The organism is Paenibacillus sp. FSL R7-0272 (assembly GCF_037969905.1).
Lineage (GTDB): Bacteria > Bacillota > Bacilli > Paenibacillales > Paenibacillaceae > Paenibacillus > Paenibacillus polysaccharolyticus.
Window position 1 is genome coordinate 5539518 of the sequence record NZ_CP150221.1, and the last position, 19051, is coordinate 5558568.

Annotated in this window: 1 protein-coding gene; it reads right to left on the bottom strand. The window is 50.6% G+C overall.

Translation table 11 applies throughout. The features are described from left to right. Positions 1-19 precede the first annotated feature (19 nt). On the bottom strand, positions 20-18958 hold the full coding sequence (locus MKY23_RS24485) for a non-ribosomal peptide synthase/polyketide synthase (protein ID WP_339832862.1): 18939 nt from the start codon (positions 18956-18958) through the stop codon (positions 20-22). Between the last annotated feature and the right edge of the window lie 93 nt (positions 18959-19051).

Here is a 19051-nt window from a genome sequence, read left to right on the forward strand (position 1 = left end):
ACCCAAGCCGGGTATAAGATTAGAACATAATATCAATGGCCTCTAGCTCGTCTTGTTCCTGTTCAGATTGACCGTTCAGGGAAATATCTTTCAGCAACATCGAAGGCTGTTCACCAATCTGGCTGATGATTAAGAGCAGATCCTGAGCGAAATTATCGATCAGATTGCGTGTAAACAACTTGGTCGCATATTCAAACTGCCCGGTCATCCCCTCATCCAGCATCGAAATGACCAAAGTCAGATCGAATTGAGCAACTGTATGCTTTTCCGGATAAGATTCGATCTGGATCTCTCCGAAGCTTTGAACGTTATCTTCCTTCGTTTCCAGAGCAAACATGACATCGAATACAGGATTGCGGCTTAGATCTCGCGGTACCTGAAGTTTCTTCACAAGCTCCTCAAACGGATAATCCTGGTGATCGTAAGCCTCCAGCATCGTTTCTTTGACTTCGTTCAAGTAAGCAAGGAATGTCTTCTCCCCCGACGGATAATGGCGAATGGCCAACGTGTTGACAAACATTCCGATCAGTGGCTCCAAGTCGGCATGTGTGCGACCCGAAACCGGCGTGCCTACAATGAAGTCTTCTTGCCCCGAGTACTTGCTGAGCAGGATGGAATAGGCTGCAGATAATACCATATAAAGAGTAGCACCGTTCTGACTAGCGATGCGTTCCAAGTTTTCCGTCATCTGCTGGTCGATATTGAAAGGTAGCACATCTCCCTCAAAGCTGCGATTGACAGGTCTGACAAAATCCGTAGGCAGTTCAAGCGTCGGCAGTTCGCCTTCCAGCACGTCCAGCCAATAGGCTTCCTGACGTTTCAGCTGTTCTTTTACAGGCTCAGACTGTTGCCAAGCGGCATATTCCTTGTATTGAATTCGAAGCGGTTCAAGAGTCTCGCCGTTATACAGGCGTAAGAGCTCTTCGACGAATATACCCATCGACATGCCGTCCGTGATGATATGATGGATGTCCAGCATAAGCAAGTGCCGCTCTGCTTCCCATTCAACTAAGCCCACACGCAGCAGCGGCGGCCGCTCCAAATCAAAGACTCGCACAAATCCGTCTGCGATATTTCTCGTTTCACTTTCTGTCGCTTTGGTATACTCGACAGCAAACTCCAAGTTCGGATAAATTCGTTGTACGGGTTCACCGTCCACCATCTCGAAGCCAGTTCGCAAAACTTCATGACGAGCGATTAATCCTTTGAGCGCGGACTCGAATTGATTCCGTTCCAAACGCCCGACGAGAACCGTCATGCCTGACATGTTGTAACTAAGCTCCGCGCCCTCCATCTGTTGCTGGATGTACAACCGTTTTTGCACGGAGGAAAGCGGATAGTAATCCTTCTGATCCAGCACCGGAATGGATCGGTGTTCCTGCCACTCCAATTGACTGATTATTTCAGCCATCGCTTCAATCGTCGAGTGTCGGAACACATCGCGCAGCGGCAAGTCTACACTCAACTCCTTGTGCACCTTGCTAACCAGCATTGTTGCTCGTAAGGAGTGCCCACCAAGATCAAAGAAGTTATCCGTTACACCTATTGTTATTGGTCCGAGCACGTCCTGCCAGATGGCGACCAGTTTCGCTTCTAGCTTGGTTCGCGGCGCCACGGTTTCGCGTCCTCCTCCAGCTCCTTCTTCTGGCGCTGGCAACGCCTTCCGGTCAACTTTCCCATTCGGCGTTAGTGGCAAGTTTTCCAGTTCTACAAAGTACGATGGGATCATATACCCTGGCAACTCCTGTGCCAGCGCTCCGCGCAGATCATTCACTACCAGATCCGTTCCCGTGTCCACTGTGTAATATGCACATAGCACTTTCTGCCCGTTTGCGTCATTTCGAACCAGCACCACGGCTTCGCGTACATTTTCCACCCGCAAGAGTTGTGACTCGATCTCGCCTGTTTCAATCCGATACCCCCGGATTTTCGCCTGGTTGTCCATCCGACCGATGAAGTCCACGTTGCCGTCTTTTGTCCATCTCGCCAAATCTCCCGTGCGATACAACCGTTCCCCCTCGGTGAACGGACTATCGATGAACTTCTCTTCTGTCAGCTCTGGACGGTTCAAGTATCCTCGCGAGACCCCAACTCCGCCAATAACCAACTCGCCCAGCACCCCGACAGGCACGGGATTTAAATGTGCATCCACAATATAAAACTTCGCATTTAACCACGCTTTGCCGATAGGCACATGCCCTGTCTCGGGGAGCATTTCCAGTGGCTCATCGTAGAAGCTGGAGTCAATTGCTGCTTCCGTTACACCATAGGCGTTGATGATTCGGAATTGAGAGCCAAATCGTTCCTGCAAGGTTCGATAGTCTCCTACGCTGCAGCTGTCTGAACTTGTAATGAGCAGTTCCATCTGACTCATATCCAGCTGATTTTCATGCACATATTCCATAAACGGCACAATCAGCGCTGGCGTCGATTCAAAAATGGTCACTCGCTCCTGCTCAATCCAGTGGTGTAGACGCGATGGATCGATCCGGTCGTCCTTCGGCACAATGATCATTGCGCCTCCGTTATACAGCGTGCGTGCAATATCACCCACGAACACGTCAAACGAGAAGCTGGCAAGCTGCAATAGCCGCACCGGGAACTGATCTAATCGATATTCCCGTCGGTATCCTGCCGCCGTATTCACCAGACTGCGGTGCTCAATCATGACGCCTTTGGGCTGTCCTGTTGTTCCCGACGTATAGATCACGTAGGCCAGATCCTCTGGACGGGCTTCGTGGAAGCTGTCCATGCCAGAACTCATCGACGTATTGGCCTGCTCTTCGCTGTACGATGCTTCGTCATCGAGATACAACACTGCAGACAACGCTAGTTCCTCTTCACCCAGCCATGTTTCAGCACGCTCTCGCAGTGGCGTTTGCGTTAATAGTACCTTTGCTCCACTGTCTTCGAGCATGAACCGCACACGGTCTGCCGGGTAATCCGGATCGAGCGGTACATATGCGCCGCCTGCTTTCCAGACAGCCAGCACGGCTACCAGCAAATCCACCGAACGTTCGGCAAGAATGCCGACGATGGATTCCCGGCCGATGCTACTTGCGCGCAGTGTAGCGGCCAAACGGTTCGCCCGCTCATTCAGCTCCGCATACGTTAGACGGTCGTTCTCGTACACAACGGCCTCCGATTCAGGCGCTTGCTGCGCCTGTTCCTCGAACAGACGGTGAAACGTAGCTGCAGGAGCAGCTTCCACTTCTGAAAGCGCCGGGTTAAACGCGCAGAGAATTTGTTCTTTTTCCACAGTGGTTAAGATATCCAATTCAGCAATGGTCCCTGACGGGTTACGGAGAATGGACTCGAGCAGTTGCAAGTAATGAGATGCCATTTTCTCCACCGTTTCGGTTTTATAAAGAGCTGTGGCATATTCAAACAGATATTCCAACCCTTCCTCAATCTCCGTGACGTCTAAACTTAGATCGAATTTAGAAACAATCTCTTCGCTGGCGTACGTCGATAAGCGGAGTCCAGGAAGCTGGATTTCCAAATTCTCTGTATTCTGCAAAGCAAACATCGTATCAAACAACGGATTACGGCTTAGGTCCCGAGCCACACTCACCTTATCTACCAGTTCTTCAAACGGATAATTCTGATGTTCAAAAGCACCCAGGGTGGTCTCCTTGATTTCCTTCAAATAGTCTAGGAACGTCTTATCGGCAGCCGGATAACTGCGAATAGCCAAAGTATTAACGAACATGCCGATCAATGGCTGAACGTCACTATGATTTCTTCCCGCAATCGGTGTACCGACGACCACGTCTTCTTGTCCTGTGTATTTCTGCAACAATATCGTATATCCAGCAAGTAGAACCATGTAAAGTGTTGCACCGTTCTCGGATGCAAGTCGTTTCAGACCCTCGCTTTGCTCGCTATTCATAAACAATTGAAGTGTACGTCCCTCGTAACGCTGCATTGTCGGGCGCGGATAGTCAGTCGGCAATTCCAAAACCGGCAGTTCTCCGCGGAACATGTCCAGCCAGTAGGCTTCTTGCTTAGCAAGCTGCGCCTTCTGCTCGTTTGATTGTTGCCATACCGCGTAATCTTTGTACTGAATGCGGAGCGGATCAAGCGACTTACCGCTGTACAAATGTACGAATTCTTCGATTAGTACGTCTATTGAGACACCGTCAGATACGATATGATGCGTATCAAACATCAGAATATGCCGGTCCGGCGCCAGTTTGGCAAGACCTACACGCAGCAGTGGCGGCTTCGCAAGATCAAACGGACGAACGAATTGGCGCACCGTCTCTTCCGCTTGATCTCCGCTGATATGCACATATTCCACATCGAAGACGACTTCATCATAAATCTGCTGAATCGCTTCGCCTTTTACCATCTCAAAGCCAGTACGCAGCGTTTCATGACGAGCTACGAGTTCTCGGAATGTTTCCGCAATCCGCTGTCGGTCAAGCTCACCTTCAAGCAACATAGCTCCCGGTATGTTGTAACTCAGCTCGGCTCCTTCCAGCTGGTTCAAAATATAAAGACGTTTCTGAGCGGAAGAGAGCGGATAATACGCGCTCGGTTCCGCAACCGGAATAGCTGTGAACGAGCCGTTCTCCAGCTTCTCCATAGCCGTGGCCATTTCCTCAACCGTGGAGTAGCGGAATACGTCACGAAGCGGGAATTGTACGCCTAGCTCTTTATGCATTTTGCTGACCAGCGTTGTCGCCCGCAGAGAGTGTCCGCCCAGATCGAAGAAATTGTCAGTTACGCCCACTGCTTTCTCCCGCACAAGCACATCTTGCCAGATAACAGCCAGATTGGCCTCCAGTTCGGTGCGCGGAGCCACATATTCACGACCTCCATCTGCTCCCGTCTCTGGTGCCGGCAGTGCCTTCCGGTCGATTTTTCCATTCGGCGTCAGAGGCAGATGCTCCATTTCTACGAAGTATGACGGGATCATGTAGCCAGGTAGCTCGCTTGAGATGGCCCGTTTCAGGTCTGCTACGGTTAAGCCTTCTTCCGCAGTATAATAGGCGCACAACGCTTTCTGACCTTCTTGATCTTCCCTTACTACAACGACGGTTTCCTTCACACCCGTTGCACGCAGCAACTTTGCTTCGACTTCGCCTGTTTCAATCCGGTAACCCCGGATTTTAGCCTGGTTGTCCATCCGACCAATGAAATCCACATTGCCGTCTTTTGTCCATCTTGCCAAGTCTCCCGTGCGATACAAACGCTCACCTGCGGCAAACGGACTGTCTACGAACTTCTCTTCCGTCAACTCTGGACGGTTCAAGTATCCGCGTGCGACCCCAATCCCGCCAATAACCAGTTCGCCCAGCACCCCAACAGGCACCGGATTCAGGTGTACATCCACAATGTAAAACCTCGCATTTAGCCATGCTTTTCCGATAGACACATGTCCCGTCTCGGGAAGCATTTCCAGTGGCTCGTCGTAGAAACTGGAGTCAATCGCCGCTTCCGTTACACCATAAGCGTTGATGATTCGGAATTGCGAGCCAAAGCGTTCCTGCAAGGTTCGATAATCTGCTACGCTGCAGCTGTCCGAACTTGTGATGAGCAGCTCCATCCCGCTCATATTCAGCCCCTGCTCATGCACATATTCCATAAACGGCACAATCAGCGCTGGCGTCGATTCAAAAATAGTTACCCGCTCCTGCTCAATCCAGTGATGCAGACGCGATGGATCGATCCGGTCATCCTTCGGCACAATGACCATCGTGCCTCCGTTATACAGCGTGCGCGCAATATCGCCCACGAACACGTCAAACGAGAAGCTGGCAAGCTGCAATAACCGCACCGGGAACTGATCTAATCGATATTCCCTCCGGTATCCTGCCGCCGTATTCACCAAACTGCGGTGCTCGATCATAACGCCTTTAGGCTGTCCTGTCGTTCCCGACGTATAGATTACGTAGGCCAGATCCTCTGGTCGGGCTTCGTGGAAGCTGTCCATACCGGAGATTTTACCGGAGACGGAGTCCGAAGCTATACCAGATTTCACCGTGAAATCCTCCTGCTCATCGCTATACGATTCCTCGTCGTCCATATACAGTACCTTCGCCAACGCTAGTTCCTCTTCACCCAGCCAAGCTTCAGCACGCTCTCGCAGTGGCGTTTGCGTGAGTAGTACCTTCGCTCCACTGTCTTCCAGCATGAACCGCACACGGTCTGCCGGGTAATCCGGATCGAGCGGTACATACGCGCCGCCTGCTTTCCAGACAGCGAGCACGGCTACCAGCAAATCCACCGAACGTTCGGCAAGAATGCCGACGATGGATTCACGACCGATGCCACTTGCACGTAGCGTAGTCGCCAAACGGTTTGCCCGCTCGTTCAGCTCTGCATACGTCAGACGGTCGTTCTCGTACACGACGGCCTCCGATTCAGGCACGCGCTGCGCCTGTTCCTCAAACAGACGGTGGAACGCAAGCGCAGGAGCCGTTTCTGCTTCCAGTTGCGCTGGATTAAAGCCACCGAGAATTTGTTCCTTTTCTGCCGCTGTCAGCAGTTCCAACTGATTCACACGGATGTTCGGATTAGCCGCGACCTGCTCCAGTGCCCGGGCAAAATGACCGTGGATCGACCTGATATCTTCTTCTCTGAAGGTCAGCGCATTGTACGTAAACCGCAGCCAAATATGCTCTTCCGGAATGACAGTAATGTCCAGGTCGTAATTCGTTTGCTCCGGTGACTGGATATTAGCGATTTTAAGCGCTTCTTTGTCCCCGCCAACAACCTGCTCAATCTGTTCCTCCATCGGATAATTTTCAAAGACCATGATATGGTTGATCAAGTCGCGCTTTTGCTTACTCAGCGACTGAATTTCGAACAACGGATATGTCTCATAAGCTCCCGATGTCAGTGCCTGATCCTGAGTATTTCTCAAAATATTAGCTACCGTTTCCGATGCTTTGCTTTGAATACGAACCGGAATGGTATTAATAAATAAGCCTATCATACTTTCGATGCCTGGAATTTCAACCGGACGACCGGATACGACCGAGCCGAATACGATATCCTCACTGTTGTTGTATATTTGCAGAACCAATCCCCATACGGTTTGCATGAACGTATTAAGCGTCACCTGCTGCTGGCGTGCCACCCGTTCGATTTTCCCGGTCAATTCCTTGCTGAGTTCCACATCCATTTCAGCCATCTCAAAAGCATGCTGATTCAGCTTCATTTTTTCCTGAGGCAGTTTGGTCTGCTCGTCGTAACCCTTCAAATACTCGGACCAGTAATGTGAAGCTTGCGCAACATCTTGCATTTCCAGCCATTCGATATACTTGGAGTACGAAGTAACCGGTGGAAGCTCCAGCTTCCGATTCTCTTGCAACGCGAAGTAGGTTTCGAACACTTCCTTGATCATAAAAGACATGCACCAGCCGTCCATCAAAATATGATGGTGACTCCAGATCACGTGGTAGGACTCATCGTCTGTACGCAAAACGGTAACGCGCATCAGTGAGCCTTGAGCCAAATCGAACTTGTTCGCTTTATCCGCGCTAACGAAATCGGCTATGGTCTTCTCCATGTCTTCACCGCTTACCGAGCGAATATCTTCAAAGTACACTTCACACTTTCGCTCACGGAATACCACTTGAATCGGCTCGTCTCTCCAGCCCGTAATAAAGTTGGTCCGCAATGCCTCATTCCGTTGCACCAACGTATCCAATCCTTTAGCAAAGGCTTCGACATTCAAGCTTCCGTACAGATCGAAGGTCACCTGTTCGAAGTACGCTTCCGAATCAGCATCCAGCAGGCTGTGGAACAACATCCCTTTTTGCAGTGAAGTCAGGATATACACATTCTCCAGTTCGCCAATCGCCGCCGTCTGTTCAGCTAACTGATTTAATTCCTCCACTGTCACATCTCGAAGCAGTACATCGCTAGGTGTAAGCTCTGGTCGCTCTTTCGAAACACAATGAAGGATGACTTCGCGTAAACTCGATTGAAGCAAGGTTCCTAATTTCTCTATCGTTTCCCTTTTATACTGGGTCTCTCCGTAACGGATCGTGAATTCCAGCATGCCTTCTGACACCATACCATTGATATCGAGGACAAAATCCATCACTGCATTCGGGCTTGAATCCGCGCCCGCACTGAATGGAGACGGCTGCACCCCGTTGCTTTCGACATCCTGGTCGAACTGACCCAAATAGTTAAAGCTGATCTCTGGTTCCAAAGTAAAGGCCTCACCGTCACGCGGTGCCGACAAATAACGCAGGATGCCATAACCGATTCCTTTGTTCGGAATACGGCGCAAGCTTTCTTTCACCTGTTTCACCTGATGACCGAGAGCCTGAACATGACTCAGCTCCAGTACAACAGGGAATTGACTTGTAAACCAGCCTACTGTACGTGTAATGTCCACATCTGGCAAAAGTTCTTCCCGGCCGTGACCCTCGAGATTCACCAGCACACGTTCCTGACCGCTCCAAGCTTGTACCGCAAGGCCAAGCGCAGTCAGCAACAGATCGTTCATTTCCGTATGGTATGCACGGTGTGCCTGCTTCATCAGCTGTTCCGTTTCCTCTGCCGACCAGCGAACAGTCACAAGCCCACTGTCCTTCAGCTTCGATCTGCCTTGTTCAAAATCTTTCGGAAGCGATTCATAGGTCAATTGCTCGACTTGTTGCCAGTACGCTCTTTCGCTATCTATTGCCGAGCTGTTGGCATAATCAGCAAGCTGTTTTGCCCACGTTTGGAATGAATCCGTTTTGAGCGGTAGACGAATTGGCTGTCCTTGCATAGCCTGCTCATAGCCAGTAGCCAAATCCTCAAGCAGAATCCGCCAGGATACACCGTCTACAACCAGATGATGAATCGCAATGAGCAGATGATCGCCGTCGTCACAGCGGAACAAACCGAGCTTCACCAAGGGGCCGTTTTCCAGATCGATGCTCGCTTGAATGTCATTCGCCTTAGCCTCTACCGTTTCTTTAACGTCGCGGACTCCCTTGAGATCGATAACTTCCAGATCGAACAGTGCTTCATTCTCCAGGGCGCTTCGGTTCCAAGCTGTATAACCGTTCTCGCTTTGACGGTAAACCGTGCGGAGAGCGTCGTGATGCACAACAAGCTGATGCATCGCATGGCGTAATGCTTCTTCGTCAAAACCTTGCTTGGAAAATTGCATGAACGCCTGGTTGCTATGATGCACGTCAGCCGGATTTTGTCCAAAGAACCAGTGCTGAATCGGAGTTAAGATCACCTCACCCGTTACTTCGGCTTGGCTAGCCGTTTTTTCCACCGTTTGCAGTCTTAAGCTAAGGGCAGAAATTGTCGGATAATGGAACAAATCTTTCATGACCAACTTGTAGCCCGTTTGCAAAAGACGGGACGATACCTGCAAGGCCTTGATCGAATCACCGCCGAGCGCAAAGAAATTGTCCTTTGTGCCGACCTGATCCACACCAAGTACAGACTGCCATACTAACGCAAGTGCTTGCTCAGCATTAGTACGTGGTGCCGTGTATGCAACCTCGGCGCGAATACTCCCTTCCGGCACAGGTAACGCTTTGCGGTCTACCTTTCCGTTCGGCGTAAGCGGCATCTGATCCAGACGCATCATGCGCGCAGGCACCATATGGGAAGGCAGGGCTGTGTCCAGATGAGCCACCAGTCTTTCCAGATCGAAACTTGATTCGGCTACGACATACGCGCACAAATATTTCTGCCCCCGCTCATCCATCCGATCCATGACAAGCGCTTGACGTACACCAGCCACATTATTCATGGCTGCTTCAATCTCACCAAGCTCGATCCGGTAACCGCGAATTTTCACCTGGTTGTCGATCCGACCGATGAAATCTACGTTGCCATCCGGCATCCAGCGGGCCAGGTCACCCGTCCGGTACAACCGCTCCCCAGCGGTGAACGGGCTATCTACGAATTTTTCCGCCGTCAAATCCGGACGGTTCAAATAACCGCGGGCTACACCCACACCGCCAATAACAAGCTCACCGAGTACGCCGATTGGCACCGGCTTCAGGTTCGCATCCACGATATAGAACTTGGCATTCAGCCACGCCATCCCGATCGGCACACTCCCCGTCTTTGGCAGTTTCTCCATCGGCTCATCATAGAAGCTGGAGTCAATCGCGGCTTCCGTTACGCCGTAGCTGTTAATAATACGGAACTGCGATCCGAAGCGCTCCTGCAAAGTACGGTAATCTGCTACGCTACACGCATCGGAACTTGTGATCAGTAACTGCATCGAACTGATATCGAGACCTTCGGCATACAGATGTTCCATAAACGGTATGATTAACGCCGGAGTCGATTCAAACACCGTTATGGCATAGTCACGAATCCAGCCGTACAGCCGGCTTGGATCAATTCGGTCATCCTTCGGTACGATGACCATGGTGCCGCCATTATACAGCGTGCGCGCAATATCGCCGACGAACACGTCGAACGAAAAGCTCGCGAGCTGTAATAACCGGATCGGAAACTGATCTAGACGGTATTCCCTCCGGTAGCCAGATGCCGTGTTCACCAAGCTACCGTGTTCCACTGCCACGCCCTTCGGTTGGCCTGTTGTACCTGAGGTGTAAATGACGTAAGCCAAATCACCCGCCTTGTTCACATTTGCAGGATTGGATGCCGGATCTGCTACTTGTGTGCTCTTCTCAGCTTCTGCTGTGGCAGAGGTTTCGGCAGCAGCCAATTCCACTTCCGCCTGCAACGTAGCTCTCTCTTCAGCGCATGTTTCACTCCAAGCTTGTGTACCTACAGTCCCATTTTCCCCTGCAAGTCCGTACGTTGTCTCGTCATCAAGCGCAAGCACCGTTTGCAGCATCAGATTTGTATCAGTACGCCAGACTTCTGTTTGCTCCAGCAGGCAAGTCTGCGTGAGCAGGACAGATGCACCACTGTCCGCGAGCATATACTCAATTCGTTCCGCGGGGTAATCCGGGTCAAGCGGTACATAAGCGCCGCCTGCCTTCCATACGGCAAGCACCCCAATCAATAGCTCCGTGGAACGACCAGCCAAAATGCCAACCACCTGCTCAGGCTTCACTCCGTGCGTCCGCAGTATATATGCCAAACGGTTCGCTTTGGCGTTCAGCTCCGCATATGTCAGCTTGCTATCTTCGTAGACAACGGCCAGCGCTTCTGGCGTACGCTCCGCCTGTTGCTCAAATCGCTCGTGGAATGTTCTCTCCCGCCAAGCTTCATGTGCCTCCAGATCTGTGCCCTCTTCCTCTTCGGAGGATTGTTTCGCGAGAGCCAGAGACGACACGTCAAACCCAACCAGCAAATCATGCTTTTCGTCATCCGTCAGGAAATCCAGATCCGCAATCCGTGCTCCAGGCTGAGCCAGAATCGACTCCAGAAGATGCTCGTAATGCCCTGCCAGCCGTACGATCGTTTCAGGTCTGAATAGCGAGGTAGCATACTCAATCTTGCAAACCAGTTCTCTCCCCGCTTCCACGATATCCAAACTAAGATCAAACTTTGCTGTCTTCTCCTCGATGTCGAACAGCGACCATTGCAAACCTTCCATCTTTAAATCCAAGCTCTCGTGCTTTTGTAAAGAAAACATCGTATCAAACAGCGGATTCCGGCTCAAATCCCGGTTCACCTGAAGTACTTCCACCAGTTCCTCAAACGGATAGTCCTGATGCTCATAGGCTCCAAGCGTTGTTTCCTTCACTTCCTGCAAGTATTCCATGAACGTCCGCTCTGCCGCTGGACCCAAACGAAGAGCCAACGTGTTGACAAACATGCCGATAATCGGTTGCAGGTCGGCGTGTGAACGGGCGGCAATCGGCGTGCCGACTACGATATCCTCCTGTCCCGCATATTTATGAAGCAATACGGAGTATGCGGCCAGCAAAAGCATGTACAGCGTTGAGCCCGTATCACCTGCAAGACGTTTAAGGGCTTCACTTTTGGCTTCATCCAGTGTAAACGTGAGCGTTTGACCGTCAAACTGCTGAACAGCTGGACGCGAGAAGTCAGATGGTAGCTCAAGAACCGGAAGCTCGGAGCTAAATACCCCACGCCAGTATTCCTCCTGTTGCTCAACGCGCTGTCGCTGCTCCTCGGATTGTTGCCAAACGGAATAATCCTTGTATTGAATATGCATCTCCGGTAACTCTTCCCCATTGTAAAGTCGCACGAATTCACGCAGTAGTACGTCCATGGAAAGGCCGTCGGAACCAATATGATGAATATCCAGTGCGAGCAGGAACTGCTCTTCTCCCAGTTCGATCAGCAGGGCACGTAGCAAAGGCGGCGCGCTCAAGTCAAAAGGCTGAATAAAGCCTTCAAGAATGGACGCAATCTGATCTTCACTGGCTTGAAGCTTCTCGATCTTGAAAGCGACATGTGGATGGATACGTTGAACCGGCTCTCCATTTACAATTTCAAAACCGGTGCGTAACATATCATGACGGGCCATCAAGGTATCCAGTGCTCTTTCCACTCTGGCCTCATCCAGAACACCTTCTAATCGCAAGGCGCTTGGGAGGTTGTAATTCAGCTCCAAGCTATCCAGTTGGTTCAGGACATACAGCCTTTTTTGCGCAGAAGAAACCGGATAATATGCTTTGTCCTCCGCTTTGGGAATGGAAGTATGTTTCGTTACTTCTAAGCTGGCAATAGCCTCGGCCAGCGCCCCTACCGTCATATAGCGGAATACATCACGTAACGGGAGTTCGACGTTCATCTCCTTCCTGATTTTGCTGACAAGGTTTATTGCCCGCAAGGAGTGGCCTCCGAGCTCGAAGAAATTGTTCAGGACTCCAATGCCAGAATAGCCCAGCACTTCCTCCCAAATTTTCACGAGTTGAGCCTCCAACTGGTTACGCGGTGCTACGTATTCAACGCCTGTTTCCATGCCACCTTGTGGCTCAGGCAACGATTTGCGATCGACTTTACCGTTGGACGTCAGCGGCATACGCTCCAGCTGCACGAAGTATGACGGGATCATATATCCCGGCATTTCCTCCGCCAACGCAGTTCTCATGGCACTGACTGTCAGCGTTCGATCCGCCACAAAGTAAGCGACAAGCGCCTTCTCACCCCCGCTGTCCTCACGAGCGAGCACCACTGCCTCTTCCACGCCCTCTACATTTAGAAGCTGAGTCTCGATTTCGTCCAGCTCAATCCGATAACCGCGGATTTTCACCTGATGGTCGATCCGGCCTAGATATTCGATGTTGCCATCCGGTAGCCAGGCCGCCAAATCACCCGAGCGATACAGTTTCTCCCCCTCCGCAAAAGGAGAATCGACGAACTTCTCCGCTGTCAGATCCGGACGGTTCAGATATCCTCTGGCCAACCCTTCCCCGGCCACATACATTTCGCCTGCCACACCAATCGGCACAGGACGGCGGTTTTCATCCAGAACGTATACGCTCAGCGTAGGGATCGGTTTACCGATATTACTTTTGGCTGCCTCTATCTCGACCCACGTAATTTCCTTATACGTCACATGAACCGTTGTCTCCGTAATACCATACATGTTGATCAGCTTCGTATCAGGGTATTTCGTCTTGTAGCCCTTGAGCAGCAATGGACTAAGTGCTTCTCCCCCAAAAATGACATTGCGAATCCGCAGATCATATGCATGATCCGTCAATACCTCCCGCAACAGTTGATAAAAATACGTTGGCGTCTGATTTAGAATCGTGACTTGTTCGCGGCCTAACAGTGCCAGGAAATCGGCCGGGTTTTTCGCCGTAAGCGGTGGTACAATAACCAGCTTGCCTCCGTACAGCAGTGCTCCGTACATTTCCCAGACCGAGAAATCAAAGCAGAACGAATGGAACAACGTCCACGTATCAGACGGTCCAAAGTCGAACAGGTTTTTGTCATTAAACAGGAGGCGCACAACGTTTTTATGCTCGATCAACGTTCCTTTCGGTTTGCCCGTCGTTCCCGATGTGTAGATGACATAAGCCAGATTGCCCGGGCCAGATATCGGTTCCAAGTTTGAGACATCCAGTGCACTTCCCCAGTCCGCTTTGCCATCTCCCCAAACAAAATCATCCAATTCAAGCCGGGTTCCAGCGAAGTCCGTCTTCTCATGCAATTTCTTTTGAATCAGCAATAATGGTGCACCGGAATCCTCGATCATGAAACGAATACGCTCTTCCGGATAGTCGGGATCGACAGGCACGTAAGCTCCGCCCGCTTTGAGAATCGCCAGAATGCCGACGACCATATCAAGCGAACGTTCGGCCAAAATGGCCACCAACTGATCCGCTTCGACTCCAGTCTCCCTCAGTTTTCGTGCGAGGCGATTCGATTGTTCATTTAACTCACGGTAGGTCAATTGCTTCTCATTCATAACAGCCGCCACGTTATTCGGGTAGAGCTCTGCTTGTTCTTCGAACAGTCCGTGAATGGTTTTCTGACGTGGGTAGTCCGCCTCCGAATCGTTAAACCCGTGCATCAGCTCGTGGATTTCCTCACCCGTAAGCATTTCCAGTGATGCAATGTCCCTGTCCGGTGCTGCTACGATGGTTTCGAGCAACTTGTCATAATGTCTGGCGAACCGCTCCGCAGTTTCCTGTTTGTACAGAGCCGTAGCGTACTCCAACCGACATTCAAGCTGACCATCCAGCTCCGAAATATCTAGTAGCAAATCGAACTTGGATGTTCGGTTTTCCAGCGGATAAAAAGATTGTTCAAGCCCCTCGATGACAATTCGCTCGTTCTCCGTATTTTGCAGGGAGAAGAACGTATCAAAGAGCGGATTCCGGCCAGTCGCGCGCGCAATGTGCAGACTCTCCACCAAGTCTTCGAACAAATAATTTTGATTTTCAAAAGCCCCAAGTGTGATGTCCTTAACTTCATCAAGGTAGGAAAGGTAAAGCTTGGAACGCTCTGGACGGCTACGAATGGCCAGTGTGTTGATGAACATTCCCACGATAGGTTGCACTTCTTCTTGCGTTCTTCCGGCAATCGGCGTTCCTACGATCAGATCTTCCTGGCCCGAATATTTATGCATAAGGATGGAGTACGCCGACAGTAGCACCATATACAGGGTCGTTCCCGTCCGTGCCGCAAGTTCTTTCAACTTCTCCGTTCGTTCTTTTCCGATATTAAACTTTACAGTCCGGCCGTCAAAGCTCTGCACCGCAGGACGCGGGTAATCCGTCGGTAGCTCCAAAACAGGCAATTCACCCGACAACTGTTCCAGCCAGTACTCCTTCTGCGGCTCAAGCATCAGCCCGTAGGCTTCGGAATGTTGCCACACAGCATAGTCTTTGTATTGAATGTCTAGCGGAACCAGCGTCTCCCCCCGATACAGACGACTGAACTCGTCGAAAAGCAACGCAGTCGAAATGCCATCGGAGACGATATGATGCATATCGAACAACATAATGTGGCGATTCTCGGCGACTTGGATCAGGCCGATACGTAGAAGTGGCGGCTTGGTCAGATCAAACGGGCGATAATAAGCCTCCACCATTTGATCTAATTCCTGCTCGTTCACCTGGAAATAATCCACGGCAAACTGCACCTCATCATAGATGCGCTGCACAAGCTCGCCCTGAACCTGCTCGATCCCGGTGCGCAGCGTCTCATGGCGCTGAATCAGTGCCCGGAATGCTTGCTCGACGCGCGTATGATCCAATGCACCTTCGAGTAGAAGCGCCGCTGACATATTGTAGCTACGCTCGGCTCCATCAAGCTGGCGCAGGATGTACAAACGCTTTTGTTCAGATGAAACCGGATAGTACTCTGCCTGGGCTGCCTTTGTAATCTCGTATGTCTCCTGCTGCTTTAAGCCACCGATTCTCTGGGCCAACTGTTCAATCGTGGTGTAGCGAAAAACATCCCGCAACGGAACCTCGACTTGCAGTTCCTTCCGAATCTTGGAAACCAGTGAGGAGGCCCGCAAGGAATGCCCTCCCAGGTCGAAGAAATCATCTTGAACGCCAACTCGCGCAATACCCAGCACCTGTTGCCAAATGAGCGCAATCCTTGTTTCAAGCCCTGTGCGAGGTGCTATATACTCATGTCCTGCCTCTACCTCTCCGCTCGGTTCAGGCAACCCTTTACGATCAATTTTACCGTTCGGCGTAAGGGGAAGCTTATCGAGTGATACGAATCGAGCCGGGATCATATGGACAGGTAGCTCTTCCTTCAATTGAGACAGCAGATCGCTTATCTGCAAAGATACATCGCTAGCAACGTAACCACACAAATACTTCTGCCCCTGTTCATCCATACGGTCGATCACTACAGCCTGCTTAATGCCAGGATAACGTAGCAAAGCCGTTTCAATCTCCCCGAGTTCGATTCGGAACCCGCGAATTTTCACCTGGTAATCGATCCGGCCGATGAAGTCCACGTTTCCGTCTTCAAGCCAACGAGCCAAGTCCCCTGTCCGGTACAGACGTTCGCCCGGTACAAACGGGCTCTCTACAAACTTCTCAGCGGTTAAGTCGGAACGTTTCCAGTACCCGCGGGCTACCCCAGCACCACCAATAACAAGTTCCCCCGGAACCCCTATAGGCACTGGCTTTAATGCAGCATCAACAATATAAAATCTGGCGTTCAGCCAAGCTTTGCCGATTGGCACATGGCCCGACGTCGGCAGTTTGTCCAACGGTTCATCGTAAAAGCTGCTGTCAATCGCCGCTTCCGTCACTCCATAGCTGTTAATAATGCGGAATTGTCCGCCGAATATTTCCTGTAACAATTGATAGTCGTTAACACTGCAAGCATCCGAGCTGGTAATCAGCAACTGCATGGAGCTAACGTCCAGCTTTTCTTCATAGATATGTTGCATGAACGGCAGAATGAGCGCAGGCGTTGATTCAAATACCGTAATGTTTTGATCCCGAATCCAGCCGTATAATCGGTTTGGATCAATCCGGTCATCCTTCGGCACAATCACCATAGTACCCCCGTTGTACAGCGTGCGTGCGATATCTCCGACGAATACGTCAAACGAGAAACTCGCCAGTTGCAGCAGCCGTACCGGGAACTGATCCAATCGGTACTCAAGGCGGTATGCATCCGCCGTATTTACGAGACTGCCATGCTCAACCATGACACCTTTCGGATGTCCCGTTGTACCCGAGGTGTAAATCACATAAGCCAAGTCTTGCGGAGCACTGTCGACAGAGTCAAATCCCATGCCAACTGCGTCCCCGGTATAAAGCTGCTCATCGTCCATGGCATAAACCGCTTGAAGCTTCAGCCTGTCATCAGCCAGCCAACCTCCGGCCCGCTCCAACAAATGACGGTGCGTAAGCAACACCGATGCCTCGCTGTCGCTTAGCATATACTCGATTCGCTCTGCCGGATAATCAGGATCTAGCGGCACATAGGCTCCGCCCGCTTTCCATACAGCGAGTACCCCTACCAGCAGTTCGACCGAACGTTCCGCCCAGATCCCTGTAATGCTCTCCTTTCCCACACCCTGTTCACGAAGGAGAGAAGCCAGACGTTCGGCCCGCTCGTTCAACTCGCCATACGTCAGCTGTTGATCCATATAGATGACTGCAGGATGATCCGGTATTTCCCTTGCAAACTTTTCAATATATCGATGAAACGCTTGTGCCTCGCTGAGTTCTGCCACTGGCGGGTTGAAAACGTTCAATATGCGATGTCTCTCCTCATCACTGAGCAGAGAAAGTTCACATACCCGTAGTTCGGGTGTCTGAAGAAACTGATCCAGAACCGTTACATACTGTTCCATAATCCGATCAATTTCGGCCTTCTTGAACAGGCCAGTACGGTAAGAAGCATGCAGAATGACATGTCCTTCATTCAGCATATGGTCGAAGCGCAGCAACAAATCGTCCATCTCATGTCTGGCAAAATGAGCCTCCAGGCGTACTTTGATTTCTTCGTACTCCTCAATTTTCAGAGGCAGATATTCCAGAGATGTGCGGAAAAGCTCCGACAGATCGTTGCGTCCATGTTGCTCACGCAAATCCTGGATCAATTGGTTATACGGATATTTCTGATACCGTAGATCCGCCGTATTTTCCTTGGAAACGGTCTGGATCAGGGACATCAGATGAGCGTCTGGATCAAGATGAATCCGTGTGGCCACAGTGCTGACGAACATACCAATGGTTTCTTTTTCCTTTTTGCTGGTACGATTGGCGAAAACCGTGCCGACCGGCACATCGGTGCTGTCAGTCAGCTTGTACAGCAGGGCGTACATGGTGGACAGAAATAACGTATATAAGCTGACCTGATATCGTTCACTGAAGGCCAGAATGCGTTCATACCGGGAACCATCCAAAGTGATGGCGAGTTTATTGGACTCACTGCCAACGGAGAATGATGGCACCGATTTAATGCCCGTCGTTTCAGGCAACGTACTGTACTTTGTCAACCAATATTCCTTGCCTTTTTGATAACGTTGTGATTGCTCATACTCTTGCTCAGCAGAAATATAATCCAAATAGGAGGGAGCCTGATCATTACCTGAGATATCTTTATCTCTGCCATTCTCATTCTCATTCTCTTTGACTTTGCCTTTTACCTTACCTTTGTCTTTGCGCAGTTTCAGATATTTTTCCATCACGGCATGCAACAAAGCATTTACGGACAAACCGTCAGCAATGATATGATTTATCGTCAAATTAAGCCATACCTGACCATTTGCAAAATGAATAATTGTAAATTGGTAAAGGTTTTCGTCAAACACGCTTACCGGTTTTTCGCTTACTTCGTTTACCCATGTATAAAATTGTTCAGTTGTATCTAATTCGAGGTGGCTTATCCTGGCTTGCACATTCTCCAGTTCTTCAAACCACTGTGTTGGATGTTGTAAATCTCCACTAAGACGGATGCGGAAAGCATCATAGGTTTTGACGATTTCACCCGTCGCTTGCTCCAGAAGCGGTGTGTCAATCTCACCCGTAATTTGGTAAGTTGCGGAAAGCATCGTGATGGACGTACCCGGATTCATAATTTCCATAAACCATATTCGGCGCTGGGCTTGCGTTAATCCGTATTGCTTGTTGGTATTTTCTCTCACATCGACACACTCCCGTTTTAGAGATTGTTTGTTAATAAGTTGAATTAAAGGGTTTTACACAGACCACTCCGATGGCAGAATAACCTTCCAATC